The sequence below is a fragment of the Porphyrobacter sp. GA68 genome (assembly GCF_022605525.1).
Classification (GTDB): Bacteria; Pseudomonadota; Alphaproteobacteria; order Sphingomonadales; family Sphingomonadaceae; genus Qipengyuania_B.
Genome location: NZ_JAKQYJ010000001.1, coordinates 1459886 through 1474411, shown reverse-complemented (window position 1 = coordinate 1474411; position 14526 = coordinate 1459886). Strand labels below are relative to the sequence as shown.

General features: G+C 62.3%; 15 protein-coding genes and 1 tRNA gene. 2 read left to right on the top strand and 14 right to left on the bottom strand.

Annotated elements, in window-relative coordinates; genetic code table 11:
- Positions 1-124 precede the first annotated feature (124 nt).
- The 8 genes from rseP to rpsB form a co-directional block, all read right to left on the bottom strand.
- Positions 125-1222: an RIP metalloprotease RseP gene (gene rseP, locus LHJ54_RS07430; RefSeq protein WP_228243259.1), complete on the bottom strand. Its 1098-nt coding sequence runs from the start codon at positions 1220-1222 to the stop codon at positions 125-127.
- The gene (dxr, locus tag LHJ54_RS07425) at positions 1219-2382 is read right to left on the bottom strand and encodes a 1-deoxy-D-xylulose-5-phosphate reductoisomerase (protein WP_228243258.1); all 1164 of its coding nucleotides are present in this window, start codon (positions 2380-2382) and stop codon (positions 1219-1221) included. The genes rseP and dxr overlap by 4 nt, the downstream gene beginning before the upstream one ends.
- A complete protein-coding gene (locus LHJ54_RS07420) occupies positions 2382-3134 on the bottom strand; it encodes a phosphatidate cytidylyltransferase (protein ID WP_228243257.1) in 753 nt (250 codons plus the stop codon). The genes dxr and LHJ54_RS07420 overlap by 1 nt, the downstream gene beginning before the upstream one ends.
- A complete protein-coding gene (uppS, locus tag LHJ54_RS07415; protein WP_228243256.1) occupies positions 3121-3804 on the bottom strand; it encodes a polyprenyl diphosphate synthase in 684 nt (227 codons plus the stop codon). Before uppS ends, LHJ54_RS07420 begins: the two co-directional genes overlap by 14 nt.
- Positions 3805-3828: 24 nt before the next feature.
- Entirely contained in the window at positions 3829-4386 is a 558-nt protein-coding gene (gene frr, locus LHJ54_RS07410) for a ribosome recycling factor (RefSeq protein WP_228243255.1), read from the bottom strand.
- 17 nt (positions 4387-4403) lie between these two features.
- On the bottom strand, positions 4404-5126 hold the full coding sequence (gene pyrH, locus LHJ54_RS07405; RefSeq protein WP_228243254.1) for a UMP kinase: 723 nt from the start codon (positions 5124-5126) through the stop codon (positions 4404-4406).
- Positions 5127-5279: 153 nt separating this feature from the next.
- Complete coding sequence (gene tsf, locus LHJ54_RS07400; RefSeq protein WP_228243253.1) at positions 5280-6206, bottom strand: translation elongation factor Ts; 927 nt, start codon at positions 6204-6206, stop codon at positions 5280-5282.
- An 86-nt stretch (positions 6207-6292) separates the two neighbouring features.
- A complete protein-coding gene (gene rpsB / locus LHJ54_RS07395; RefSeq protein WP_228243252.1) occupies positions 6293-7045 on the bottom strand; it encodes a 30S ribosomal protein S2 in 753 nt (250 codons plus the stop codon).
- A gap of 316 nt (positions 7046-7361) precedes the next feature.
- Here rpsB and LHJ54_RS07390 point away from each other — a divergent pair, with 316 nt between their 5' ends.
- Positions 7362-7649, top strand: a complete 288-nt coding sequence (locus LHJ54_RS07390; protein WP_228243251.1) for a hypothetical protein — start codon at positions 7362-7364, stop codon at positions 7647-7649.
- Here LHJ54_RS07390 and LHJ54_RS07385 read toward each other — a convergent pair.
- The 4 genes from LHJ54_RS07385 to LHJ54_RS07370 all read right to left on the bottom strand — a co-directional run bounded on the left by LHJ54_RS07385 (position 7624) and on the right by LHJ54_RS07370 (position 10572).
- Entirely contained in the window at positions 7624-8460 is an 837-nt protein-coding gene (locus LHJ54_RS07385) for a phosphatidylcholine/phosphatidylserine synthase (RefSeq protein ID WP_228243250.1), read from the bottom strand. The genes LHJ54_RS07390 and LHJ54_RS07385 overlap by 26 nt on opposite strands.
- Entirely contained in the window at positions 8457-9209 is a 753-nt protein-coding gene (locus LHJ54_RS07380) for a phosphatidylserine decarboxylase (protein WP_228243249.1), read from the bottom strand. Before LHJ54_RS07380 ends, LHJ54_RS07385 begins: the two co-directional genes overlap by 4 nt.
- A gap of 49 nt (positions 9210-9258) precedes the next feature.
- Positions 9259-10419 (bottom strand): beta-ketoacyl-ACP synthase III, encoded by a 1161-nt coding sequence (locus tag LHJ54_RS07375; RefSeq protein WP_228243248.1) that lies wholly within the window; start codon positions 10417-10419, stop codon positions 9259-9261.
- Positions 10420-10486: 67 nt separating this feature from the next.
- A tRNA-Tyr gene (locus LHJ54_RS07370) sits at positions 10487-10572 on the bottom strand.
- Between the two features lie 174 nt (positions 10573-10746).
- Between LHJ54_RS07370 and rlmB the strand changes: the two genes are divergently transcribed.
- On the top strand, positions 10747-11544 hold the full coding sequence (rlmB, locus tag LHJ54_RS07365; protein ID WP_228243247.1) for a 23S rRNA (guanosine(2251)-2'-O)-methyltransferase RlmB: 798 nt from the start codon (positions 10747-10749) through the stop codon (positions 11542-11544).
- 87 nt (positions 11545-11631) lie between these two features.
- Here rlmB and LHJ54_RS07360 read toward each other — a convergent pair whose 3' ends face one another.
- Both LHJ54_RS07360 and lon read right to left on the bottom strand, forming a co-directional pair.
- A complete protein-coding gene (locus tag LHJ54_RS07360; RefSeq protein WP_228244330.1) occupies positions 11632-11904 on the bottom strand; it encodes an HU family DNA-binding protein in 273 nt (90 codons plus the stop codon).
- A 155-nt stretch (positions 11905-12059) separates the two neighbouring features.
- Positions 12060-14447 (bottom strand): endopeptidase La, encoded by a 2388-nt coding sequence (gene lon / locus LHJ54_RS07355; RefSeq protein WP_228243246.1) that lies wholly within the window; start codon positions 14445-14447, stop codon positions 12060-12062.
- Between the last annotated feature and the right edge of the window lie 79 nt (positions 14448-14526).

Here is a 14526-nt window from a genome sequence, read left to right as displayed (position 1 = left end):
CTGAAAATCCGTCCGATCCTGCGTTCAGCGCGCCACACGGCCGCTTGTCCGCATCTGCCCGCGCTCTTTACTCATTCCGCCGCCGCCTTCAACCGCCGCAATTCGCCTTGGCCACGCCGCCGGGTCAGCCAAACACGACCAGCGAGGCCACATCGTTGACCGTGACGAACACCATCAGCAGAAGCACCAGCGCGATCCCGCCGCGATAAGCCAGTTCCGTTCCGCGCGGCCCAACCGGCTTCCGGCGCACCGCTTCGGCCGCGTAGAACGCGAGATGCCCCCCGTCGAGCCCTGGAATTGGCAACAAGTTAATGAATGCCAAGTTAATTGAGATCAGCGCGGCGAAGCTGGCGAAGGCGAGCCAGCCGAGGCTCAGCTGCTCTCCGGAGAACTTGGCTATCTTGATAGGCCCACCCAGTTCCTGCACCGACCTTTCGCCAGTCACGATCTGAGCGATGCCGGTTGCCATCATCCTGACCAGCGCGACCGTCTGCTCCCCGGCGAGCGACACCGCTTCACCGGGCCCGACCGGAACTATCGTCGGCTGCCCCGCCGCTACACCGATGCGGCCGATGCGCGATTCGTTACCGAAGCGGTCGCTTTCGACCACTTCCGCGATGCGCAAGGGCACCGCGAAGCTGCGTCCGTCACGCTCCACGGTGAGCGTCACGTCACGCCCGGGATACATCAGCACCCGGCTGGCGACCTCGTCGAAGCTGTCGGTCGCCGAGCCGTCGATAGCGACGATCCGGTCGCCAATCTCCAGCCCGGCATCGCGCGCAACGGATTGTTCGGCAAATCCGCCGATTTGGGTATTCGCCTCTACCTTGCCGAACGCCATGTTGAAGGAGGCAAAGATGGCCAGCGTGATGATGATGTTCATCAACGGCCCGGCAAACACGATCAGCGCCCGCTGCCACAGCGCCGCACCTTGGAATGCGCCCGGTTCGGCCCTCGCCGACGGGTCGGGCACGCTCGCCGGGTTCATGTCGCCCTTGAACTGCACATACCCGCCAAGCGGCAGCGCCGACAGCTTCCAGCGAGTGCCGCGCCGGTCGGTCCAGCCGGCCAGCTCCTTTCCAAAACCCACGGAAAACGCCAGCGCGTGAACCCCGAACCATCGCCCTACAAGGTAATGGCCCAGCTCGTGCAGCGTGACCAATGGTCCAAGCACTGCGAGGAAGCCGATGACCCACATCCAGACAGGCGTTGATTCCATCATGCTTGGCGTTGTTCCATTATCGCGTGGGCCGTCCGTCGTGCCGCCGCGTCGACCAGTAGCACGCCATCCAGATCACATGGCAGGGGCGACCGGTCGGAGCGGCTGAGTGTTTCCTCCACGATATCGCAAATTTGGGTGAATGTTATCTGACCGGCCAGAAATGCCGCCACGGCGACTTCGTTCGCGGCATTCAGCACCGCCGGCGCGCACCCGCCCTCCTCAAGCGCACCCCGCGCCAGCCGCGTTGCCGGAAACCGCTGCTCGTCCGGCTGAAAGAAAGTTAGGGCGCCGATCCCTGCCAGGTCAAGCGGCTCGCACGGGGCGTCCATCCGGCGCGGCCACGCAAGGCAGGATGCGATCGGCACCCGCATGTCGGATGGGCCGAGCTGCGCAAGCGTCGAACCATCGCGGTATTCGACCATGGAGTGGATGACGCTTTGCGGATGCACGATGATGCGCAGCCGCTCGAGCCCCACGGGGAACAGATGGTACGCCTCGATCAGCTCAAGACCCTTGTTCATCATGGTGGCGGAATCGACACTGATCTTGGCGCCCATGTCCCAGTTTGGATGCGCCACAGCCTCGGCGACGGTGGCGCGGGCGATCGCTTGCGCATCCCACTCTCGGAGAGGCCCGCCACTCGCGGTCAGCGTGATCATTGCGACATCTTCCAATGCATTGCCCGCAAGACATTGAAAGATGGCGTTATGTTCGGAATCCATCGGCAGCAGGGTAGTGCCGTTGCGTCGCACCGCCGCGAGCATGACTTCCCCGGCAGACACAAGCGCTTCCTTGTTGGCGAGCGCGACGGTGCGCCCCTGCCTGATGGCCGCCATTGTCGGGCGCAGCCCCGCGCAGCCGACGATTGCAGCAACAGTAAGGTCCACGGGGCGACACGCCGCTTCGGTTAGCGCCTGCGCCCCGCCACCGGCCTCGATGCTAGAGCCCGCCAGAGCCTCGCGCAGTGCCGGCAGGTGCCGTTCATCCGCCACCACCGCCACATCGGCCTCGAACTCCCGCGCAAGTCGCGCCAGTTCGGCAGCGCTGGCATTCGCCGTCAGCGCGCCGACATGCCAAGCATCCCGGTTGCGGCGAACGAGGTCGAGCGTGGATGCGCCGATCGAACCGGTCGCGCCGAGGATAGAGATGGAGCGCGGCATCACCACAGGTCCAGCAGGCCGGGCGCACCGATGACCGCCACGGCGAACGCTACGGCAACAAATCCGTCCACACGGTCGAAAACGCCCCCATGTCCGGGGATGAGATTTGACGAATCCTTCATCTTCGCCTTTCGCTTGAGCCAGCTTTCCAGCAAATCCCCCGATTGGGCAACGACAGCAATGATGACGCCGAATGCCGCAGCGGCTCCGACGGCGAGCAGCGCCGAACCGTCCGTGTCCGCAGTGACTGCCGCCTCTATGCCCAGCGCCAAGGCGGCAAACACTGCCCCGCCGACAAGCCCCGCCCATGTCTTGGACGGGCTGATGCGCGGGGCGAGTTTAGGCCCCCCGATCACACGCCCTGCGAAGTAGGCGCCTGTGTCGGTGGCAACCACTCCCAACGCGAGTTCCAGCAAGAAGGCAGGAGCAATGGACGCCAGAAACAGCGCGGCAGTGGCGATGTAGATTGCGCCGCCCATCACTCCGGCTGTTCTGAACCCGGAATGCGGCGTGGCGCGTCGTACAAGGCGGATCAGTTCCGCCAGGCACACGGCAGCAACCAGCGCGATGAAAGCGTCCAGCCATCCGCCGCCCAGCCACAAGGCCGTTCCCGCCACCAACAGCATGGCCGCCGCCGATGCGGCTCGTTTGGGCAAATCCGACGTGCGCAGCCTTAGCGGCAGCTCAACGAAGCGCCGGGTCCGCGCCTTGATCCGATCCCGCTTGCGAATGCGCTGCTCAACGGCCGCCAAAACGTCGCTCCCGCTTGGCAAAGTTGTCCAGCGCCGTGATCAGATCGCGCGGAGTGAAATCCGGCCAACGCGTTTCGACAAACAGCATCTCGGCGTACGCTGCCTGCCACAGCAGGAAGTTCGACAGCCGGACCTCGCCGCTGGTGCGGATCAGAAGGTCGAGTGGTGGCAGGTCCGCGGTATCCAGATGTGCGGCGATGCTGTCCGCTGTGACTGGGCCCTTGGTCGCTGCAGCCGCCGCAGCTCGCGCGATTTCCTGTTGCGAGCCGTAATTCAGCGCGACCGCCAGAATACGGCTGCCCTTCGCCGTCTGGGCCAGCGCATCTTCCAGCATGTCCACAATATCCGGGGCCAGGCTACGCCAGTCACCTATGATCTTGAGCCGGACGTCATTTGCGACGAACTCGGGCAGGTCAGACCGGATGAACCGCCGCATCAGCGTCATCAGATCATCGATTTCGTCCTCCGGACGCTTCCAGTTCTCACTGGAGAAGGCGTAGAGCGTAAGGCACTCGATATCGAGGTTGGCGAGGCTGCGGACCAGTTCACGGACTGCTTCCACGCCCTTGCGATGGCCGATAACGCGCGGCAGCCCGCGCTGTTTCGCCCACCGTCCGTTACCGTCCATGATGATGGCGACGTGACGGGCACGTCCGTTGCTGGTGGTCATCCCCTTCTCGCCCGGCGCTCCAACTTACTGCGCCAGGATTTCTTTCTCCTTGGCCGCCGCTGCCTCATCTGCCTGGGCCACGAATTTGTCCGTCAACTTCTGCACTTCATCCTCGAAACGCTTGCGCTCGTCTTCGGAGACGTCCTTTTTCTTCTCATCTTCCTTCAACGCTTCCATGCCATCGCGGCGGACGTTGCGGATCGCGATTTTCGCGTTCTCCGCGTACTTTCCGGCCAGCTTGGCCAGTTCGCGGCGCCGCTCCTGCGTCAGGTCGGGCAGCGGCAGGCGGAGCGTCTGCCCGTCGATCATCGGGTTGAGACCCAGGTTCGCATGCGCGATCCCCTTTTCCACGGCCGTCACGTTTGCCTTGTCCCATACCTGCACGCTCAGCATCCGGGCTTCGGGCGCGGACACGGTTGCAACCTGGTTCAACGGCATCATGGAGCCATAGACATCCACCTGAACGGGATCGAGCAGGCTGGTGTTCGCGCGGCCGGTCCTGAGGCCGGAAAGATCGCTCTTCAGGCTTTCGACCGCCCCGTTCATCCGCCGCTCTATGTCAGCCTTGTCGAACTTTGCCATACACCCAACCCTTCCTGTTATTCGTCCGAATTCACAACCGTCTGGACACCTTGCCCTGTCAGCACACGAGCCAGATTGCCTCTCTCGCGGATGGAGAAAACCACGATCGGAATAGCATTCTCCCGGCAGAGCGCCACCGCCGTCGCATCCATCACCTTGAGATCGTCGGCCAGCACCCGGCCATAGCTGATCGTGTCGAAGCGATTGGCCTTGGGAAACAGCTTGGGGTCCCGGTCGTACACGCCGTCAACACTCGTACCTTTGAGCAAGGCATCGCAATTCATTTCCGCTGCGCGCAGGGCTGCGCCCGTATCGGTGGTGAAGAACGGGTTGCCTGTGCCTGCGGCGAAAATGACGATGCGACCTTTTTCAAGGTGCCGTTCCGCCCGCCGCCGGATGTATGGCTCGCAAATGCTTGCCATGGGTATGGCGGATTGCACGCGGGTTTCCACGCCAAGCTGCTCCAGTGCGTTCTGCATGGCCAGCGCGTTCATGACCGTGGCCAGCATACCCATGTAATCGCCCGTGGTGCGATCCAGTCCCTTCGCCGCTCCGGAGATGCCGCGGAATATGTTTCCGCCGCCGATTACCAGGCACATCTCCAGCCCGGTTTCCTTGGCCGCCTTCACCTCTTCTGCCAGGCGGGCGACGTAGAGCGGGTCGATGCCGAAGTTCTGCCCGCCCATCAGTACCTCGCCGGATAGCTTAAGCAGAATGCGCTGGTACTTGGGCGATGTCATGGGATGTGCGGTTCCGGTGTTCTGGCGAGCGTTAAGCCCTTAGCCGCAGGAGTCGTGCGGCGCAAAGGGGCTTGGTCAATAAAGCGAAGCCCCCACGCAAGATGCATGGGGGCTTCGACTTTAGCTGCGGGAGGCCGAACCTGCGGCCGCCGGTCAGCCCTTCAACGTGGCGGCGACTTCAGCGGCAAAGTCGCTTTCTTCCTTTTCGATACCCTCGCCAAGCTGGAAGCGGACGTAATCCTTAAGCACGATATCGTGCCCAGCGTCCTTGCCGGCCTTGGCCACCACGTCGGAAATGGGTGTCTTGTTGTCCATGACGAACAGCTGGCTGAGAAGGGCGTTCTCCTTGGCGAACTTTTTCACTGCGCCATCGACCATCTTGTCCTGCACGTCCTGCGGCTTGCCACTTTCCGCCGCCTTGTCCGCGGCGATCCTGCGCTCGCGCTCCAGCAGTTCAGGATCCAGCCCGTCCGCGTTTAGAGCCTGGGGGAAGGCGGCCGCAATGTGCATCGCGAGCTGCTTGCCCAAGGCTTCGAGCGCAGCGTGGTCAGCCTGACTTTCCAGCGCGACGAGCACACCGATCTTGCCGAGGTTCGGAGCCACCGCATTGTGGATGTACGGGACGACAACGCCTTGCGACACAGTCACGCTCTTCATGCGGCGGAGCTGCTGATTTTCGCCGATGGTGGCGACGTTGCTGGTCAGCTTGTCGGCGATGGTCCCGCCATCCGGATAGGCGGCGTTCTTGAGCCCCTCGATATCGTCGCCGGACTGGGCCAATGCGGCATCCGTCACCTTGCGGACAAAATCTTGGAACTGTTCGTTCTTCGCCACGAAGTCGGTTTCGGAGTTCACCTCGACTGCCACCCCGCGCGTACCCGTCACCGCGACTCCGATCAGTCCTTCGGCGGCCGTCCGGCTCGACTTCTTCTGGGCGGCAGCCAATCCCTTGGCGCGCAGCGCATCAACGGCGGCTTCGACATCGCCGTTCGTATCGGCGAGCGCTTTCTTGCAATCCATCATGCCCGCGCCGGTCTTCTCGCGCAGGGCCTTCACATCAGCGGCGGTATAGGCAGCCATGTTCATTCCTTCGGTTTATTGGTTAAAGGGCCGGGCAGCTCATCCTGCCGCCCGGCCGTTCAGAATCGGTCAGTCGACCCCAGCGCTCAGGCGTCGACCGTCTCTGCCGGAGGTTCAGCCATCGCGCCAACGTCACTGCCGCTATCGACGGCGGCCCCGCCCTTGCCCGCGCGCGCAGCCTGGCTCACGGCCTCGCAGTAAAGGCGAACCGCACGGCTGGCGTCATCGTTGCCCGGAACCGGAAAAGCGATGCCACTGGGATCGACGTTGGTGTCGAGGATCGCAACCACCGGGATTCCGAGCACGTTGGCTTCCTTGATGGCCAGATCTTCCTTGTTGGCGTCGATCACGAACATGACGTCGGGGATGCCACCCATGTCGCGGATGCCGCCAAGGGACAGTTCAAGCTTGTCCCGTTCTCGGGTCAATTGCAGCACTTCCTTCTTCGTGAGGCCCGATGTCTCGCCCGACAGTTGCTCTTCAAGGGACTTCAGTCGCTTGATCGACTGGGAAATGGTCTTCCAGTTGGTCAGCATACCACCCAGCCAGCGGTGGTTCACAAAATGCTGACCAGCCGCGCGCGCCGCTTCGGCGATCGGTTCCTGCGCCTGACGCTTGGTGCCCACGAACAGCACCTTGCCGCCCGAGCGAACTGTTTGCGTGATAAAGTCGAGCGCCCGGTCCATCAACGGGACCGTTTGCGAAAGATCGATGATGTGGATCCCGTTTCGCGCGCCGAAGATATACGGCTTCATGCGCGGGTTCCAGCGGTGGGTCTGGTGTCCGAAGTGAGCTCCAGCTTCGATGAGGTCGTGCATGGAGACGGTAGTTGCCGCCATAGTTTGGTTCCTTTCCGGTTATGCCTCTGGAAAGCGGAGCCAGTGACCCAGCTATCAGGGTCATCGGCACCGGGATGTATGCTTTCCATGTGAATTTGCCTCACTGCTCAGCAGGGAGACCGAGCGCCCATAAAGGAGTTGGCGCTATAAAGCCAGCTTCTTTTTATCGCAGAAAAAGGGCGTCCGACCGCGAAACCGCATTGACAGTGAAGAACAAAGGGTGAACAAAAGACTGCGTCAGAAACCAGGATCGTGCTTGCACGTATATGAGCATCCACAAGATATCCACAGGGCTGTGGATGGCAGGGGCAACCAGATGATTACAGTGGCGACTTTCGTGTTGTTCTCCATCACGGCTGGGGTGGTACTACTTACGCTTAGCGATGGCGCGGTGAAGTTCTACCATGCCGCCAAGACATTGCGGCAGTCCTCGGTGGTGGACTGCGCCAGTATGACGGTTTCTCCGAGCATTTCGACCGGTACGGTGCACAACACGGTATTCTCCCGCACGCGGTCGGCACCGCTAGTCCGCACAGGCATGTTCCGGCCGCGTGCCACGATCCTGCCGACCAGTGAGATCACGCCACCGCGCGCTGTCGCCTGACCTTCGCGTAACGGATTATCGCCAGGGGCATCAGAGCTAAATAAGCAACGCTTATCGTCACGAGGGCCCACCAAGGCTCAAGCAAGAGTGCGGCGAACAACAGGCCGCCCAAGGCGATAACCTCAAGACGGATATTTCGTCGGGGCCGGATGGACTTCCAGCTCACCGTGGCAAGGTTCGAGATCATCAGGAACGCGATAACGGCAAGCCATGCCCCAACGAGCAGAGGGTTGCGGAAAACCGCTTCGCCGGTAGCCATCCAAAGGTAGAACGGCAAAAAAGCGAGCCCCGCGCCTACCGGGGCGGGTACCCCCGTCAGGAAACCGGCGGATTTGTGCGGCTGGTCGTCGACGTCTATCTGGGCGTTGAACCGGGCAAGCCGCAATGCGCACGAGATGGCGAACGCTAACGCGGCAAACCAGCCGAGACGCGGCACGTCCTGTAACGACCAAAGATATATGATCAGAGCCGGCGCCATGCCAAACGACAGCGAGTCTGCCAAGCTGTCCAGTTCCGCCCCGAACCGCGACTGCGCATTCAGCAGGCGGGCGATGCGCCCGTCTATCCCGTCCAGCACGCCCGCTATAATGACTGCGAAAATCGCCGCACTCCAGTCGGCGGAGATGGCGAAGCGAATGCCCGTCAGACCGGAACAAAGCGCCGCTGCTGTGATTGCGTTCGGCAGAACGGCGCGCAACTGCAAGCCCCGGCTGCCGCGCTGCTGCCGGGTGGGCCTTTCATCCTCTGCTGCCCGCGGACCCACACGGTTCGAAGTCGGGCGCTGTTCGCCAAGTTCGTTGTCGTCGATCATTGGCGGCGCCCCTCGATTGTCTGTGCTTCACCCGTGCGCGCAAGCACCGTTTCGCCGGCAACTACCCGCTGGCCCTTGATCACCAGCGCCCCGGTGCCGCGCGGGAGATAAACGTCGACCCGGCTGCCGAACCGGATCAGACCGATCCGCTGTCCGGCCGCAATCATATCACCTCTTTTTACAAAGGGAACGATGCGGCGCGCGACCAGTCCGGCGATCTGAGTCATGCCGATCAAGGTGCCATCGGAGCCGGCGATCAGGATGTGTTGCCGTTCATTGCTGTCGCTCGCCTTGTCCATGTTGGCGCTCACGAACTGGCCCGGCACATAAACCACCCGCTGCACAGTGCCGCCGATCGGAGCCCGGTTGATGTGCACATCGAACAGGCTCATGAAAATGGAGATCCGAGTGACCTGCCCCGCGGGCAACGGCATCGACCCGCTCCCGTCCTCCACCACCAGTTCCCGAGGCACTTCTACCTGGCCGATGCTTACCACGTGCCCGTCAGCAGGCGAGATCACGGTGCCCCCAACCTGCGGCACCACCCGTTCGGGATCACGAAAGAATGCAAAGGTGGCAACAGACCCAAGCAGAAGCGGCCAGCCAAGCATCTCCCATCCAAGAACCAGGAGAAAGAACAGCGCGCCGACCAGGACGATGAGGCCGATGCGACGCCCTTCCGGATGGATGGCCGGCCAGTTCCAGCCCGCTTCCCCCCGGCCTCTGTTATCCAGCAGATCTCCAGCCATCACCACAGGGTCTAAAGCGTGGCGGACGGCGCGGCAAGGCTCCAAAGCCTCACGACGTTGCGCCGGCCGCGACCTTGCGCACGAACACCGTGCCCACCGAGTATCCGGCGCCAAAGCTGCAGATCAGCCCGCGGTCGCCGTGCCGCAGGTCGTTCGAATGCAGGTGAAAGGCGATGATCGACCCCGCACTGGACGTGTTGCCGTAGGTGTCGAGCACGGTGGGACTTTCATCCTCACTCGCTTCGTGGCCGAGAACCCGCTGCGCGATCAGGCGGTTCATCCCCGCGTTCGCCTGGTGCAGCCACAATCGGCGCAATCCAGCCGGATCCACACCCAGACGGTCAGCTTCCTCGAGAACCAGGTCGGCGACGATCGGCACCACTTCCTTGAACACCTTGCGCCCCTGCTGGACGAAGAGCTTGTCCGGCGCCCCGGCAGTGTCGGGGCTGGTGCGGTTGAGGAAGCCGAAATTGTTGCGGATGTTGTTGGAAAAGATGGTCTTCAACCGGGTGCCGGTGATCTCCCAATGCGCGTCAGGAGCCAGTTTCGACGACTCCACCAGCACGGCAGTCGCCACGTCCCCGAAGATGAAGTGGCTGTCCCGGTCGCGCCAGTTCAGATGGCCGCTGGTGATTTCCGGGCTGACCACCAGCACGCTGCGCGCATTGCCCGACCGGATGTAATCCGCCGCCGTCTGGATGCCGAAGGTGGCGGATGAGCAGGCGACATTCATGTCGAAGGCGAACCCGTCGATCCCCAGCGCGGCCTGTATCTCGATCGCCATTGCGGGATAGGGTCGCTGCATATTCGATGCCGCGCACAGGACGGCATCGACATCGGCTGCGGCCCGCCCCGCCCGGTTCAGCGCGTCGCGCGCAGCCGCCACCCCAATCTCGGCCATGATCGACAGTTCGTCATCAGGCCGCTCTGCCAGGCGCGGCTCCATCGTTGCCGGATCAAGCACGGATGCTTTTTCCACAACATGCCGCGCCTTGATGCCGCTGGCCTTCTCAATGAAGCTGACGGAGCTCTCCTCCAGCTTCTGCCTTGCGCCGCTGGCGATGTCCGCAGCATGGTGTTCGTTGTGAAGCGCCGCATAGCGGTTGAAGCTGTCGACCAGCTCTTCGTTGCTGATGCTGTGCGGAGGCGTGTAGAGACCGGTCGCCGATATGACCGGACGATGCGCCGGTTGCTTGAAATTGTCAGTCATGTCGCTGCCTAAGCAAATCGCCGCCAGCCGACAAGCGGCCTGCCGCGGCGGAGACGTTTACGCGCGGTGGTGGACAGGGCTGGATTCGAACCAGCGTACGCTTGCGCGGGCAGATTTACAGTCTGCTGCCTTTAACCACTCGGCCACCTGTCCAGACGGCGGTTGCGTTCCGCGGAAAGGAACACAAGCTACCACCAGCCCGCGCCATGCTGCGCCCGCCAAGAGCGGGGCGGCACGGGAGGGCGCCATTTGAAGAAGCGGCGCTTGCCTGTCAATGCCCCCGCTGGCAGGGCTGGCCCGAATATTGCCAGAGGAACCACATTACCTATGTCCGAAAACAGGCGCGCGTTGCGCGGGAGAGCGGGACGGATGCGCGGTGGTCGCGGGAGCGGCCGTGCCGGCAAGGGGCAAGTGCGCCTGTGGGGGCGGCACGCGGTTGAAGCCGCCCTGCGCAACCCGGAACGCCAGCACCGCAAGCTGTGGGCCACGCCAGAAGGACTGGCGTCGCTGGACGGCGATCTGCCTGCTGACTTCCCCATTGAACATGCACAGGCTGTGGATCTCGGGCGACTTGTCCCTGGCGACGCGCCCCATCAGGGGCTGGTGCTGGATTGCGCGGCGATGGAGGACGTGCACCTCAGCGACGTCCTCTCAGAAGCAGACGGACGGCCGATCGTGGTGCTGGATCAGGTCACCGATCCACACAATCTTGGCGCCATCATGCGTTCGGCCGCGGCCTTCGGTGCAGCTGCCATCGTCACGCAGGACCGGCACGCCCCGCCCGAGAGCGGGACTGTGGCAAAGTCTGCGTCCGGCGCAATGGAGATCATACCGTGGGTGCGTGTCGTGAACCTTGCCCGTACGCTGGAAGAAGTGGCTGAACGGGGTTACTGGCGCATCGGCCTCGCCGGGGAAGGCACGCAGGCATTTGCTCAGGCCGTGCCTGCCGGACCCGTGGCGATCGTTCTGGGTGCCGAAGGAGAAGGGTTGCGGCACAATGTTGCGGCGCATTGCGATGCGCTTGCCTATCTACCGATCAGCGACGCGGTGGAAAGCCTGAACGTATCGAACGCCGCCGCCATTGCGCTGTACGAAGTGGCCTCACGATCCGTCAGCGCCGACTGAAAAAGCAAGGCGCGGCACCAGGTATGCAGGTGCCGCGCCTCCGCACTTGCCGTCATTGCCGTCCAGGCAGCGATGTTAATCTGAAAATCAGTTCACAGAATCTTTTAGGCCCTTGCCGGCTTTGAATTTCGGCTGGTTGGAAGCCTTGATCTCCATCGGCTCTCCGGTTTGCGGATTGCGGCCGGTGGATGCTTTGCGCTTGGCGACCGTGAAGGTGCCGAAGCCGACAAGTCGCACATCGTCCCCCTTAACCAGCGCCTTCTGGATCGCGTCGAACACTCCTTCGACGGCGTTGGACGCGTCGCTGCGCGACAGGCCGCTTGTCTCAGCCACAGCAGAAATCAGATCGTTTTTGTTCACTACTTCCCCCTTGCTATCCTTGTCGGCCCATCCCGGCCAAATTGCGGCGGCAGACTGGCCGCAGAATGGCTGCTCTGTCAAAGCAAAAACTTCAATAGCTGATGGACCTTAGAACAGGCTATCCTGAAACGGGACAAACAGTCCAGTCAGAGTGATTAATGCGCTGTCGGCTGAGCTTGCGGCAAGTGACCTGGTGGCTGGCTAGCAATATCGTCCGCCTCGCTCCAATCGATTGATTGGGGTCGCTCTACCAGCGCCAACCCCAGTACCTCGTCCACATGGGACACCGGAACGATTTTCAACCCTTCTGTCACATTCGCCGGCAGTTCTGACAGGTCCTTCACGTTTTCTTCCGGGATCAGCACCGTTTCAATCCCACCCCGCAGTGCGGCGAGCAGCTTCTCCTTGAGACCGCCGATCGGCAGCACCCGTCCGCGCAGCGTTACCTCGCCGGTCATGGCAACCTCCGGACGGACAGGAATACCGGTCAGTGTCGACACGATGGATGTGACCATGCCTATGCCTGCGCTTGGTCCATCCTTTGGAACTGCGCCTTCGGGCAAATGGATATGCACATTGCGCCGCTGAAACAGCGAAGGCTTGATGCCATAAGCGGGAGCACGCGCCTTCACGAAGCTGAAGGCAGCAGCAATGCTCTCGGTCATCACCTCACCCAGCTTGCCGGTGGTCTTGATCTCACCCTTGCCCGGCGTAGTGACGCTCTCGATCGTCAGCAGGTCACCCCCCACCTCTGTCCAGGCAAGCCCTGTGACGGCGCCGACCTGGGCTTCCCGTTCGCTCAGGCCATGGCGATATTTGCGGACGCCGGCAAAGTCGCTGAGGTTCGCGGGCGTGATGACCACCGCCTGCGCCTTTCCTTCCAGTATTTGTCGCAGGCTCTTGCGGACAAGACGCGCGAGCTCCCGCTCGAGCGTGCGCACCCCGGCTTCGCGCGTGTAGAAGCGGATGAGGTCGCGCAGAGCGTCATCCTCAAGCGCGAATTCGCCTTGCTTCAACCCGTGCATCTCGATCTGCTTGGGCAGCAGGTGACGCTTGGCTATTTCGACCTTCTCGTCCTCGGTATAACCTTCCAGCCGGATGATCTCCATACGGTCGAGCAGCGGCTGCGGCAGGTTCAGAGAATTGGCAGTCGTCACGAACATGATCTCGCTGAGGTCGAGATCGATTTCGAGATAATGGTCCTGAAACTTGCCATTCTGTTCGGGGTCCAGCACTTCAAGCAGCGCGCTTGCCGGATCGCCGCGAAAATCCTGACCCAGCTTGTCGATCTCATCGAGCAGGAACAGGGGATTGCTCGCCTCAGCCTTACGCAGATTGGTCACGATCTTGCCCGGCAATGAACCGATATAAGTGCGCCGGTGCCCCCTGATCTCGGCCTCGTCGCGTACCCCGCCGAGCGACTGGCGCACGAACTTGCGCCCAGTCGCCTTCGCGATGGACATGCCGAGACTGGTTTTCCCGACGCCGGGCGGTCCCACCAGGCACAGGATCGGCCCCTTCAGCTTGCGGGTACGTGCCTGCACTGCGAGATATTCGATGATACGATCCTTAACCTTTTCGAGGCCGTAATGATCGGCATCCAGGATGGCCTGCGCCTCGACGATGTCAGTCTTGACCTTGCTCTTCTTGCCCCAAGGCAGACCGAGCAGAACATCCAGATAGTTGCGGATGACCGTCGCTTCCGCGCTCATCGGCTGCATGGCGCGCAGCTTCTTGAGTTCCGCGTTGGCCTTGTCGCGAGCCTCTTTCGACAGCTTGGTCTTGCCGATCTGCTCTGCCAGCAACGCGAGCTCGTCGCCTTCGCCATCGCTGCCGCCAAGTTCGCTCTGGATCGCCTTCAGCTGTTCATTGAGGTAATATTCCCGCTGCGTCTTTTCCATCTGCCGCTTGACACGGCCGCGGATCTTGCGCTCCACCTGCAGAACCGACAATTCGCCGTCCATGAAGCCGAGCACCATTTCCAGCCGCTTCAACGGGTCATTTTCGGTAAGCAGCGCCTGCTTTTCCGCCACTTTCACCGTCAGAAGACCTGCCAGAGTGTCGGCCAGTTCGCCCGCGTCGTGAATCTCGGCTATCCCGTCGCCGGCACTGTCGCCCAGTTTCTTGTTGAGCTTGGCATATTCCGCGAACTGCTCGACGACCTGGCGCATCATCGCCGTCACCTGACTGCCGGAGACCGTGGCATTCTCCCGCGGTTCCACCTCGGCGAAGACAACGTCATCGGCTTCGCTGAGCCGTAGCAACGAGGCGCGCTGCCGCCCCTCGATCATCACGCGCACCGTGCCGTCCGGCAGCTTCAGGAGTTGCAGGACCTGAGCAATGGTGCCTACCTCATACAAATCGTCCTGCTCCGGTTGATCGCACCCAGGATCAAGCTGAGTCAGCAGGAAAACGTCGCGCGCCGCTTCCATCGCAGCTTCCAGTGCCGCGACGGAACGAGGGCGTCCGACAAAGATCGGCACCGTCATTCCCGGAAAGACGACGATGTCGCGCAAGGACAGAAGAGGTAATGTCAGGGCCATAGATGCGATCCGATTACTCGCGACGGGAACGTCGCTGTGTCAGCTCTCATATGGGCAGTGTCGAAAGCCTTGCAATCCT

Excerpts from the sequence above, each read along its gene's own strand:
- rseP (WP_228243259.1), bottom strand. The coding sequence starts at position 1,222 with ATGATGGAATCAACGCCTGTCTGGATGTGGGTCATCGGCTTCCTCGCA.
- dxr (WP_228243258.1), bottom strand. The coding sequence starts at position 2,382 with ATGCCGCGCTCCATCTCTATCCTCGGCGCGACCGGTTCGATCGGCGCA.
- uppS (WP_228243256.1), bottom strand. The coding sequence starts at position 3,804 with ATGACCACCAGCAACGGACGTGCCCGTCACGTCGCCATCATCATGGAC.
- frr (WP_228243255.1), bottom strand. The coding sequence starts at position 4,386 with ATGGCAAAGTTCGACAAGGCTGACATAGAGCGGCGGATGAACGGGGCG.
- pyrH (WP_228243254.1), bottom strand. The coding sequence starts at position 5,126 with ATGACATCGCCCAAGTACCAGCGCATTCTGCTTAAGCTATCCGGCGAG.
- tsf (WP_228243253.1), bottom strand. The coding sequence starts at position 6,206 with ATGGCTGCCTATACCGCCGCTGATGTGAAGGCCCTGCGCGAGAAGACC.
- rpsB (WP_228243252.1), bottom strand. The coding sequence starts at position 7,045 with ATGGCGGCAACTACCGTCTCCATGCACGACCTCATCGAAGCTGGAGCT.
- LHJ54_RS07390 (WP_228243251.1), top strand. The coding sequence starts at position 7,362 with ATGATTACAGTGGCGACTTTCGTGTTGTTCTCCATCACGGCTGGGGTG.
- LHJ54_RS07385 (WP_228243250.1), bottom strand. The coding sequence starts at position 8,460 with ATGATCGACGACAACGAACTTGGCGAACAGCGCCCGACTTCGAACCGT.
- LHJ54_RS07380 (WP_228243249.1), bottom strand. The coding sequence starts at position 9,209 with ATGGCTGGAGATCTGCTGGATAACAGAGGCCGGGGGGAAGCGGGCTGG.
- LHJ54_RS07375 (WP_228243248.1), bottom strand. The coding sequence starts at position 10,419 with ATGACTGACAATTTCAAGCAACCGGCGCATCGTCCGGTCATATCGGCG.
- rlmB (WP_228243247.1), top strand. The coding sequence starts at position 10,747 with ATGTCCGAAAACAGGCGCGCGTTGCGCGGGAGAGCGGGACGGATGCGC.
- lon (WP_228243246.1), bottom strand. The coding sequence starts at position 14,447 with ATGGCCCTGACATTACCTCTTCTGTCCTTGCGCGACATCGTCGTCTTT.